The 9,109-nt window shown below is 33.4% G+C and carries 4 protein-coding genes; all 4 read right to left on the bottom strand.

Features of this window, described 5'->3' with window-relative positions:
* Positions 1–1,079, bottom strand: a 1,079-nt coding sequence (locus AB8B65_RS11550) for a tetratricopeptide repeat protein (protein WP_405301169.1), incomplete at its 3' end; no start/stop codon positions are given.
* A gap of 274 nt (positions 1,080–1,353) precedes the next feature.
* Positions 1,354–2,241, bottom strand: a complete 888-nt coding sequence (locus AB8B65_RS11545; RefSeq protein WP_405301168.1) for a bifunctional 5,10-methylenetetrahydrofolate dehydrogenase/5,10-methenyltetrahydrofolate cyclohydrolase — start codon at positions 2,239–2,241, stop codon at positions 1,354–1,356.
* A gap of 286 nt (positions 2,242–2,527) precedes the next feature.
* Positions 2,528–3,859, bottom strand: a complete 1,332-nt coding sequence (gene ffh / locus AB8B65_RS11540) for a signal recognition particle protein (protein WP_405301167.1) — start codon at positions 3,857–3,859, stop codon at positions 2,528–2,530.
* A gap of 345 nt (positions 3,860–4,204) precedes the next feature.
* A complete protein-coding gene (locus AB8B65_RS11535; protein ID WP_405301166.1) occupies positions 4,205–9,028 on the bottom strand; it encodes a RecQ family ATP-dependent DNA helicase in 4,824 nt (1,607 codons plus the stop codon).
* Positions 9,029–9,109 lie beyond the last annotated feature (81 nt).

The raw sequence follows: 9,109 nt of genomic DNA, 5'->3' as shown, positions 1-9,109 counted from the left end.
TATGTATTTCCTTTAAAGGATAGCATCATTCCGTTATTTGGAAACTTTTCCAATCCAACATCATAGATATTAATTGCTTTTTGATACGCTTTGACATTGTAATAACCAACTCCTCTTTGAAAATAATAACTAGATTTTGATGCATCGCAAATATCTTGTATTGCACTATTTACTTGTGTTATCATTGCTTGACCAGAAATTTTTCCATCTTCAATGAACGATTTCAACGCAGAATAATCATCACAAGCAGCATCTAAATTTTCTAAGGCATAATTGGATGAAGCTCTATTTATATAGGACGCAAAATCATTTTTGTTCATAGCAATCGCTTTTGAATAATCATCTATTGCTTTTTGATATTCTTGCGTTAAATTAAATATTGATGCTCTTATGGTATATAATAAAAATTGGTTTTCATCTATTTTAATTGCTGTATTGATATCTGTCATCGCTTCTTCAAATCTTTTTTGAGCGTAATACACACTTGCTCTCTGATAGTAAGGATAATAGTTTTGGGGCGCCAATTCTATTGCTTTGGTTAAGTCCGAAATAGCTAACGACGGATAACCTGCACTTGCGTTATAAAGTCCACGAAAAATATAGCTATCTAAATTCTCCGGATCTATTTTTACAGCTTTATTATGATCACTTAATGCGCCAAATTTATCGCCAAGCATTTCTTTTAATTTTCCTCGGTTAGAATACAATAAAGCATCTGTTGGATCTGTATTGATTGCTTTATCAAAATAGTTAAGTGCTTCTTTATTGTTTCCTTTCATCGTAGCAATTCGACCAATATTCAAATAACAGCGAGCGCATTTTGGGTTTACCGCTAATGCGTCAGTATAGTATTTTTTACCAAGGTCAAAATTGTTGTTTGTAATATGAGCATACCCAAGCATACGAAGCACATTTTCATTTTGGGGATATTTCTTAAGTTCTGCATCAAAATACTGGATCAATTCATCATTCTGTCCTAATTTTAATAATGAGTCACTAATTTTTTGATATGCTTCTTTTGATTGCCCAAAACTCAATGAAACAAAAAATGTGAGTACAATTGTTATTGCTATTTTCATAACGTTACATCTACTAGTATTTACATGCATAGATTTTTCATTCAAAATTTCAATAATTTTTCATAAATATAGAGAAACATTACTGCTATTCAATAATCTTCTAGCAACTAAATTTGGAAGTATGCTGTTAATATTCACATAATTATTTGTAAAGTCAGCTAGTTGATATTGCTACTTTTCGTATGAAACCATAAACTCCTTAGCTACAAAACAACATAACAAAAAAAGCGACCTTTTTTCAAAGATCGCTTTTTACTATTTTATATAAAGTATATTATTTTTTCGCCATTATATGACGTTCTCTTGCCAATAATGTATTTTTTAATAACATGGCAATCGTCATCGGTCCTACTCCACCAGGAACTGGCGTTATGTGACTTGTCTTTTTACTTACGTTTTCAAAATCCACATCACCTGTAATGCGATATCCTCGTTTTCTAGTTTCGTCTGGAACACGCGTAATTCCTACATCAATTACAATGGCATCATCTTTTACCATTTCAGCTTTTAGGAAATTTGGTCGTCCTAAAGCGGTAATAATAATGTCTGCCTGACACGTAATTTGTGTAATGTTTTTTGTGTGACTGTGCGTTAAAGTAACTGTTGAGTTTCCTGGAAAACCACGTCTTCCCATTAAAATACTCATCGGTCTTCCCACAATATGACTTCTTCCAATTACAACGGTATGCTTTCCTTTGGTTTCAACGTCATAACGTTCTAGTAATTCTAAAATCCCGAAAGGTGTTGCAGGAATAAATGTTGACATGTCTAATGCCATTTTCCCAAAATTCTCAGGGTGAAAACCGTCAACATCTTTATCAGGATGTACTGCCATTAATACTTTTTGCGTATTAATTTGTGGAGGCAATGGCAGTTGAATGATGAATCCGTCAATATCGTCATTATCGTTCAACTCATGAATCTTTTTTAATAATTCAAGTTCTGATGTTGTGTTTGACATACGCACCATTGTAGATTCGAATCCAACACGCTCACAAGAACGCACTTTACTTCCTACATACGTTAAACTAGCACCATCATCTCCAACCAAAACGGCAGCTAAATGCGGTACTTTTTCTCCGCGATCTTTCATTTTTTGGACTTCTTTTGCTATTTCGTCCTTGATATCATTTGATACCTTTTTTCCATCTAATAAAATCATGTATAGTTGTGTTGTGTGTGTCTTGTTGGTTGCTTGTTGCTTGTTGCTTGTTGCTTGTTGCTTGTTGCTTGTTGCTTGTTGCTTGTTAAGTTGTTTTTTCTACTTTTTAAATAAAAACATAAACTCCTAAACTTGTAAACACATAAACTTCAAACTGGTTGATTTGTTTTTTGTCAATTTGTTCATTTGGATATAAACTGTATAACTTATAAGCCAACAACAAGTACTTTTACATTTAAAATTCAATATTTAGCTTTTCAAAAGCAAACTGAGACTGAAAACTAAATTATTTCCCCATTCCCTTCATCATCTGCATCAGCTTTCTTCCGCCGCCGCCTTGCATCATTTTCATCATCTTACTCATTTGATCAAACTGCTTTAACAATTGATTCATTTCTTGAACCGAACGTCCAGCACCTTTTGCAATACGTTTTTTACGACTTGCATTAATTAGTGTTGGTTTAGAGCGTTCATCAGGAGTCATTGAATGAATTAACGCTTCTATATGTTTAAAAGCATCGTCTTCAATTTCCATACCTTTCATTGCTTTTGAAGCTCCAGGAATCATACCGACTAAGTCTTTCATGTTCCCCATTTTCTTTACTTGCTGTATTTGCTTTAAGAAATCGTCAAAACCAAACTGATTCTTGGCAATTTTCTTTTGTAATTTTCTTGCTTCTTCTTCATCAAACTGCTCTTGTGCTCTTTCTACTAACGAAACAACATCTCCCATTCCAAGAATACGATCTGCCATACGTGAAGGATAAAAGACATCAATAGCTTCCATTTTTTCACCTGTACCAATGAACTTGATTGGTTTGTTTACAACCGATTTAATAGAAATTGCAGCTCCACCACGTGTATCACCATCTAACTTCGTTAAAATAACGCCGTCAAAGTTCAAGATATCATTAAAGGCTTTTGCTGTATTCACGGCATCTTGTCCTGTCATAGAATCCACTACAAATAGTGTTTCTTGTGGCTCAATGGCTTTGTGAATATTTGCAATTTCGGTCATCATGGCTTCATCAACTGCCAAACGCCCTGCGGTATCAATAATAACTACATTGTGTCCGTTTTCTTTTGCGTGTGCAATTCCTGCTTGTGCAATAGCCACTGGATCATTGTTTCCTTTATCAGAATACACATCAACCTTAATTTGTTCAGCCACTACATGCAACTGATCAATCGCCGCCGGACGATATACATCACAGGCAACTAATAAAGGTTTCTTTGTTTTTTTATTTTTTAAATAATTGGCAAGTTTTCCCGAAAACGTCGTTTTACCCGAACCTTGCAAACCAGACATTAAAATAATTGATGGTTTCCCTGACAAGTTAATTCCTGCGGCATCTCCACCCATTAATTCCGTAAGTTCGTCTTTCACGATCTTTACCATTAACTGTCCTGGTTGTAATGTCGTAAGTACGTTTTGTCCTAAAGCTTTTTCTTTTACTCTTTTCGTAAAATCTTTTGCAATTTTAAAGTTCACATCGGCATCAAGTAATGCTCTACGCACTTCCTTCAACGTTTCTGCAACATTTACTTCCGTTATACTTCCATGTCCTTTAAGAACATGCATTGCTTTATCTAGCTTTTCACTTAAATTATTAAACATACGTTTGTATTCTTTTTTTGAGAAGTGGCAAAGATAGTGGAAACTTCTAAATTTTGAAAGTTTAAACGGACTGGTTTTTGCATCTCGACTGCGCTCGCTGTGACAGTTGCTTGTTAATTTGTTTTTTTCTACTTTTTAAATAAAAACATAAACTGCTAAACTTATAAAGACATAAAATTCAAACGGGTTAATTCGTTGATTTACTAATATGCTACCTTCTTAAATGTAGATTCTTAAAAAGTTTTTTATGATTTGTCATTTAACCTTACATATCAAATACTTTTATATTCTTTCAAAATTAATTGCACAAATTAATAAATACTTCACCTTGATGAAGGTGCTTTTTTAAGCAGTTCCTTTTTCGTAACGCAATCGCGGCAATATGATTTTATGCTCTTTTTCTTCGTCCTTGTCATACCAATACACCAAATATTCTATGGAGCCAGCTATTAGCTGATAACCTGACGTTGAAAAATCGTTATGCTTATCTTCTACATAACCATTTGAGCATAGTGCAATTTCTCTACCATATTCATTAGCCAATCCAAAAACCTCTTTTTCATCATATTTCTTATAATAACTTGTCAATTTATCTCCCGATGTTATACTAGATATTCGATCTATTATAAACTCTTTTTTAAATCTTCCCAATTTCACTTCTTTATGACTCAAAACGACTTCAAAAGATGATGGCTGTTCCGTGGTTCCTTTAAAATGGATGGTTTGTAAAGTGTTGTTTGTAAATTCATCAAAGAAATCACTATTGCAATGTAATTGTAAACTGAGTTTTGCTCGCGAACACGCTACATATAGAACCCGTTTTGCTTCTGCCCTATCAAATTTGTAATTTTCTAACAATACATATACATGATCGAATTCTTTTCCTTTTGCTTTATGAATTGTAGCAATTACAATCACATTGCTGTCCGCATTGACCGCATCTTGCATATTAATTTCACGAATGTAATCGTACCAATCGATGAGTAATTTATGATTGGGATAACTTTTCTCAAATCTAGAAATAACCGCCAAACAGGTTTCTAAATGTATACTTTGTTTGTATTTTTCGGTAAAAACAGTCTTAGCTTCTTTCCAAATAGTATCCAGAATAAATCCAGCTTCGTTTTTTTGACTTTTTAAATGCTCTGTAAAGCTTCGGATTTCAAACAAATCTGACAATCGGAAACCTTCCAATCCTGTGATGAGTTTTGTTTTTTGTCCCGCACTTTTTAAGAACGTTTGTATCATCAGTGCTTGCTTATTGGTTCTGACCAATACAGCTCTAGTTCCTGCATAATCATCGGAAATCAATTTATCTACAAGTGATTTTTCTAAATATCTTGAGGTGTAACGTAGCAACAGAACATTTGAATTTATTTCTTTATTAGTCGCTAAAAGTGTTTTTGTTTTAAGTCGATTCGGAATCGTTTCTAGTAATTCATTATTGAAAGTTACAATTTCCGAGCTGCTTCTATAGTTTTTAATTAAAGTGTATGGTGTAGCATTCTGTGTTTTTAAAAAATCGAGCATGTGTTTGTTTGACGAACCGCGAAATTCATAAATATTCTGATCGTCATCACCAACGGCAATCACTCTTATATTTCCTGCTTTTTCAATAATGGTTTGTATCAATTCCCATTCGTCCAAACTTACATCTTGAAACTCATCCAATAACAACACACTTTTATTTTCTATAGAAGTGATGTCTATTTCTTCACTTTTGATGGCTGCTACACAATCTTTAATGATATTTTGAGATTTCTCTAAATCTCCCAATTGTCCCAATAATTGAAAACAGAAGCCATGAAACGTCGTTATTTTGATGAATCTCGCATATTCGGGTACTAATTTCGTAGCTCTATCTTTAAATTCTAGGGAAGCTGCTTTCGAAAATGTCAGCATTAAAAACTGCTCTGGTTTGATATCTTCTAACAATAATAAACTTGCAATTTTATGTACCAACACTCTCGTCTTCCCGCTTCCTGGCCCTGCTAAAACTAGAATGTTTTTGGACTTTCCATCATTGACAATAGCAGCTTGATCGGTATCTAATTCTTTTAAAATTTGCTTGAAACGTTTCGGGCTCAAACATCTGCTAATTTCGTTTTTTCGCCTCGGAAAATACTTTGTTAAAAATTCTTTATACGAAAAACTAAAGTATTCGTTTACAAAAGAAAGTGCCGATTCATAATTTTGAAGTCTGCGTTTTGCATATTCGCCCACAATATGAATTTGCTGTGTTTTATGAAGATAATGCGTCTCCATTTTATCATAATTATCTTTTGTAAAAACACGAATTGAATCGTTGATATCTTTAATATTCAAACGATTATAAAACACCATAAAACCACCTTCTAATTGTATGGATTTTATTTGATTGAGAAATAATAACGTTCGTTCATACTGTTTCAATTCATAATTTTTACTTGCACTAAAAAGTCCGGCTCCTTCATTTTTGGTTTTTAATTCTAACATAGAAAATCCTACAGGTAAATCTCGCTTTTCGCTGTTAACTTGTTTTTCTTTTTGATCTTTATAGAGTTGTATTAAAATTTCTAGCGTATCAACTGCCAATTGGTGTCGCCATTCAATATCTTTTACAATAGCTTCATAATCTTTGATTGTAATACTATACGTTTCTGTTTCTCGGTGAATGCGACTTTTTTTGATGAAATTTCGAATTTCCCAATAGTTAAGAATGTTTTTAATATCACTTACTGAGGTTTTTTCCACATTCGCATTGATCATATTCTGATTCAATTCACGCATGGAAATTTTAATATCTTTTTGAAGGAATTGAATTAGTGTTTTTTCAAGAACCAGATAGCGTTTTAGTATATTTTTTGAACCGTTTCTAGATTGCACCAAACTGATAAAAGCAGTCAAATCTCTAGCATCACCTAAAATTTTTAGTTCTCTAAGCGTACTGATGACATTTTGTATTTCTCTTACATTCATACCTGTCAAATCCGCCAAATAATCAACTCTACATTCGTCATGCTTGTACACATATTGCAATACTCTAGCACATTTATCTTTTTCATTATCCGTAATCCTACTATTGTTGATGACTTCTCTTGCTTTGTATAATTGTGGATATAACAAACTATTTGCAAAAATTCGTGGTGAATTCTGTTTTCGCTTTAAAAACCCTTGATCTTCTAATGCGGCGATCGAAGTTTTTACTTTTGTTTCCAAATCTTTAATTTCGGTGTCCCAACCTGCTTTTTGTGCAATTTCAAGTGCCGAATTACTAATATTTTTGTTCGTTCTATATTTAGCTAAAAACTTTAACGCTTGCCAAACTTGCTGAATTTCTTTTTGATTGATTTTTGTTTGTTGTAATAAACTAAAATGCTTGTTTAAATCATCTTCATTAAACAACACATAACATTTTGCTTCAATCTTCTCATCTCTTCCTGCACGACCAGCTTCTTGTACATAGTTTTCCAACGAATCTGAAATATTATAATGAATCACCGATTTTACATCGTCTTTGTCAACGCCCATTCCAAAGGCAGAAGTTGCCACAATAATTTCTTTTTCATCGTTCATAAAAGCATCCATCTGTTGCTTTTTTACATCTTTGTTGAGTTTTCCATGAAAAAAAGTAACTTCAAATCCTTTTTCTTCTACCTTTTCATAAATCTCTTCTACTTTTTTGGTACGCGAAGCATAGATGATGGCAGGTTTTTCACAATCTTCCAACAATAAAAGTAGTTTGCCCATTTTCTCTGTAGGATCTTTAATGTCAATTACTTCATATTTTAGATTGACACGACTTGCTCTGGTGACAAATTCTTTGAGTTGAATGTTTAATTTTGATTGAAAATACGTTTTGATATCTTTAATTACTTGTGGTTTTGCCGTTGCCGTAAAGCAAGAAACAGGAATATTGCCTGAAATTTCTTTGGATTGCAGTTCTTTTATAAACTCACCGATATATAGATAATCGACTCTAAAATCTTGTCCCCACGAAGAAAAACAATGTGCTTCATCAATGACAAATCGAGCAATAGATCGTTGCTGTAAAATTCTTAAAATGGTAGGCGAACGCAAGGATTCTGGTGAAATGTATAGCAATTTTGCATCGCCATTTTCCACACGTTCAATCGCATCTTGTCGTTCCAAAGGAGATAATAATCCATTGATGGCAACTGCTTTTGTTATATCAAACTTTTTTTCCAAGTTATCTACCTGATCTTTCATCAAGGAAACCAATGGAGAAATGACCACCGTTAGTTGTCGCGCCAACGCACCTTTCATCAAAGCTGGTAATTGAAATGTGAGTGATTTTCCGCCACCTGTGGGAAATACTGCTACGAGAGAATCTGCTGTTAATCCAGCTTGTACAGTCCGTTCTTGCAGACTGATAAGCTCATCAGCATCAAAACTTCTAAAATTGTCATAGCCGAAATAGGTTTGTAACGCTTTCCGCGGATGCAACTTGGAGTTGCAATACTGACAACTCTCATTTCCACAATATTGAAAACGAATTTTATCCAAAATTTGCTGCGTTTTCGGATATGTTTTGCGAACCCAATTAGGTAAAATAGAATTTTCATTCGCAGTAATCAATGCGATTACATACGCCAATTCAATTGGGTTTTCTTCGATAATAACTTCAATATCCGATTGATCACATATCGAATTCTTTAAAAATTGAGATACCGAATTGTTTGAAACTGTTGTGGATTTAAAGTCGACTAATTGTAAAAAACCTTTATAGGCTTCTGATTTGGAAAGTAAACTTGCATACAATTGCTTTTTTTCTTCAGAAAGTAATTTAAAAGCATTTTGCTCTTCATTTAGTAATTCTTCCGTAAGGATACAATCAGAAAGCGGATTATTATAATCGCTATCATTGACAATTTTATACCCTTTTACAAGATGGTGATACGGATTTTCATTAAATAAAATAGGCGACCATAATAACGTATCTACCATTATTTTATGCTGAAATATTTCATTTCCAAGCACTTTCGCCAATAGCGGAATGTCATGTGCTATGATATTATGTCCGCAAATATATTCGGCAGCAAGAATAAAGGATTTCAATTCTTCTACTTTATGTGTATGCAATTTTAGATCACCTAACAATGCTCCGACATCTTTGATCTTGCCTTGTTGTGTAGTTTCGATATCTATGTACAATAGTTTCGTATTCATATAATATGTTCAGTACAAAACTGTGAAAGTGATGTACTGCGAACTATCCTGTCTAGTATTGACATAGGGGAATTGATAGTA

The sequence above is a fragment of the Kordia sp. genome (genome assembly GCF_045105435.1).
In the GTDB taxonomy this organism is placed as follows: Bacteria; Bacteroidota; Bacteroidia; order Flavobacteriales; family Flavobacteriaceae; genus Kordia.
The sequence above is the reverse complement of the archived record's forward strand: the minus strand, read 5'-3'. Positions and strand labels throughout refer to the sequence as shown.

Excerpts from the sequence above, each read along its gene's own strand:
- AB8B65_RS11545 (WP_405301168.1), bottom strand. The coding sequence starts at position 2,241 with ATGATTTTATTAGATGGAAAAAAGGTATCAAATGATATCAAGGACGAA.
- ffh (WP_405301167.1), bottom strand. The coding sequence starts at position 3,859 with ATGTTTAATAATTTAAGTGAAAAGCTAGATAAAGCAATGCATGTTCTT.
- AB8B65_RS11535 (WP_405301166.1), bottom strand. The coding sequence starts at position 9,028 with ATGAATACGAAACTATTGTACATAGATATCGAAACTACACAACAAGGC.